This window comes from Nitratidesulfovibrio oxamicus (assembly GCF_015731765.1).
Taxonomy (GTDB): domain Bacteria; phylum Desulfobacterota; class Desulfovibrionia; order Desulfovibrionales; family Desulfovibrionaceae; genus Cupidesulfovibrio; species Cupidesulfovibrio oxamicus.
Genome location: NZ_VRYY01000333.1, coordinates 1 through 2,895 on the forward strand (window position 1 = coordinate 1; position 2,895 = coordinate 2,895).

The window sequence follows — 2,895 nt, forward strand, 5'->3', positions numbered from 1 at the left end:
CGCGCACGGACGGTCGCCGTTCCGTCCGGCAGCCCGTCCGGCAGCCCGTCCGGCAGTCCGCCCGGCAACCTGCCCCGCCTCGGCGGCAGCCGCACGGAACGGCAGAAATACATGCCGGAACAGGCGCATGACTCAAGCCCCCCCGCCGTCGAGGAAGGGGCACAGGGGGCAATCGGCGCAACGCGGAGCGCGGGCCCGGCACCACTGCGCCGCAACCCGCACCAGAAGGGCGTGGAATTCGTTGTACAGGGGCACGTCCGGTTCCAGTACGTCCATGAACACGTCGCGCAGTTCGTGGTAAGGGATGTCGTCCGGCACCATGGCGTGCCGGTGCAGGATGCGCCGGGTGTAGGCGTCCACCACGAAGGTGGGCAGCCCCACGGCGTACAGCAGGACGGAATCCGCCGTTTCCGGCCCGATGCCCGACACATTGAGCAGCCGGGGGCGCAGGTAGTCCAGTTCCTGCCCGGCCAGCACACTGAAGTCGAAGCCGCAGGCATCATCCAGGAAGCGCAGCAGGTTGCGCAGCCGCACCGCCTTCAGCCGAAAGAATCCCGCAGGGCGGATCAGTTCGGACATATCCGCCTCGGGCAGGGACAACAGCGCCTGACCACTGGCCAGCACGCCCGCATCCCGCAGGCGCAGGATGGCCTTTGTCACGTTGGTCCACGCGGTATTCTGGGTCAGCACCGCGCCCACGCAGACTTCCAGCGGCGTCTCGCCCGGCCACCAGCCGCTCGGCCCCAGCCTGGCGTGCATGGCCGCGTACATCTCGCGCAACAGGCGTTCCCGTTTCCCTCGCATAGGCCGACACCCTAGCCTCATCACGCATGCCCCGCAACCGATGGCGCGTCTCTGTTCCGGGGGCTGTGCATATGCCTCCGGCAGCAGGTCGTGTCTTTTTTTACGCCTCCGGCGGGCAGGGGGCATTGCCCCCTGCACCCCCTTAAGGGAATATTTTTCCAATAAAAATACCGCGTCACTACATCGAGTAACGCGGCACAAAAATTCTCGGCCTACCCCTTCATTACCCCAATTGAAAAGTTTTGGGGGGAGCTTCAACCGTTATGCGAGTCTTCGAGCATTACGGATGAAGGCATCAGAGCGGGGTCCGGGGAGGGAGACCTTTTTACGCGTTGCGGTCGCCATCCGTAAGACTCGCGCTTCGCGCTCATCTAACGGCTGCCGCAAAAGATCCCCTCCCCGGTACTTCCGTAATTTCGTAACTCTTCTTCCCTACTCCCAGATCAGGGCGGCCCATTCGCCTTCCACGCGGCGGCGTGCGGGGGGCATGCCGAGGCTGGTGTAGGCGGCTTCCACGCCGTCCGCCTGTACGGCGAGCAGGCCGGAGAGGACGAGGCATCCGCCGGGAGCCAGCAGGCCGAGGATGTCGGGGGCGAGGTCTTTCAGGGGCTGGGCGAGGATGTTGGCGAGCAGCACGTCGTAGCGTTCGCCCCGGGCGGCGTCGGTGCTGCCGAGGCGCACGTCGATGGCGGGGGCCACGGCATTGATGACGCGGTTTTCCTCGGCGTTTTCCACGGCCAGCATGTCGATGTCGGTGGCCACGCCGGTCATGCCCAGCTTGGCGCAGCCGATGGCGAGGATGCCGGAGCCGGTGCCAAGGTCGAGAAAGCGCAGGCCTGGCCGCAGCCGACCGGAGGCGGCGAGCTCTGAGACGGCGCCGAGACACAGGGCGGTGGTGGGATGGTGCCCGGTGCCGAAGGCGGTCTTGGGCTCGATGACGATGGGGGTGCGGCCTTCAAGGTCGATGGTGTCGATCATCCACGGGGCGATGACCAAGAAGTGGGTGCCGCAGGGCACGGGCGTGAAGAAGTCGCGCCAGGCCAGGGTCCAGTCGGTATCGGGCACGGAATCGCGGGTCACCTCGGCGCGGGGCAGTTCGGCGCGCAGGGTGGCCAGAAGCTGTTCGCAGAAGGCGGGGTTGTCGGTGTGCACGCGCAGGCGCACGGAGCCGTCGGGCAGGCTTTCCTCTTCCCAGCCGAAGGGCACGGCAAGGGCCAGGACGGCGTCGACGGTTTCCAGGTCCTCGGGGCAGTCGGCGGCAATGACGATGCTGATGCGGATAAGGTCGGACACGTGGTTACCTTGCCTGGTATCGGGCCATCTGCCGTTCCATGCGCCGGCTTGCGGCGGTCAGGGTCCAGCAGACGATGAAGTACAGCACGGCGATGGTGAAGAAGAGTTCCGCCGGAGCAGTCAGCTCGCGGTTGTTGATCTGGGTGGCCGTGCGGGTAAGTTCGGAAACGCCGATGATGTAGGCGAGCGAGGTGTCCTTGGTCAAGCTGACGAACTGGTTCACGAACGAGGGAATCATGTTGCGCAGGGCCTGCGGCAGGATGACGTAGATCATGGCCTGGGTCTTGGAAAGCCCGGTGCCGCGCGCGGCCTCCATCTGGCCATGCGGCAGGGCAAGCACCCCGGCGCGCACGATTTCGGCGATGTAGGCGCCGGTGAACACGATGAAGGCCACAAGGGCGCTCTCCGCCTCTGGCAGGGTGTGGCCAAGCACGATGGGGGCAAGGAAATAGAACCAGAAGATCAGCATCAGCAGCGGGATGCCGCGGATGACCTCCACGTAGATGATGGCGGGCAGGCGCAGCCACCAGCGGTCGGACAGGCGCAGCAGGCCAAAGCCAAGGCCCAGCCAGAACGCGCCGAAAATGCCGCCGATGGCCAGCACCACGCTCATGGCAAGACCGCCCAGCGGCCCCTGCGGCCACGAGCCCACGAGCAGGTAATCGAAATTTCTCCAGACGACGTCCCACTGCACGCCGGTTGCTCCTTGCGACTGATTCTGAAACATGCGCGGCGCGCTGCCCGGCGGTATCCGGGGTCACGCGGCGCCGCCGCGCGAAAAGGCCGGGCCGCCGGGGC

The 2,895-nt window shown here is 66.3% G+C and carries 3 protein-coding genes; all 3 read right to left on the reverse strand.

All coding sequences use genetic code 11. The features are described 5' to 3' along the window. Positions 1 to 132: 132 nt before the first annotated feature. Positions 133 to 804, reverse strand: coding sequence for an endonuclease III domain-containing protein (locus FVW20_RS11625; protein WP_196609738.1), 672 nt, complete (start codon positions 802 to 804; stop codon positions 133 to 135). 432 nt (positions 805 to 1,236) lie between these two features. Continuing rightward, complete coding sequence (locus FVW20_RS11630) at positions 1,237 to 2,097, reverse strand: 50S ribosomal protein L11 methyltransferase (RefSeq protein WP_196609739.1); 861 nt, start codon at positions 2,095 to 2,097, stop codon at positions 1,237 to 1,239. Between the two features lie 4 nt (positions 2,098 to 2,101). Beyond that, positions 2,102 to 2,791, reverse strand: coding sequence for an amino acid ABC transporter permease (locus tag FVW20_RS11635; protein WP_196609740.1), 690 nt, complete (start codon positions 2,789 to 2,791; stop codon positions 2,102 to 2,104). Positions 2,792 to 2,895 lie beyond the last annotated feature (104 nt).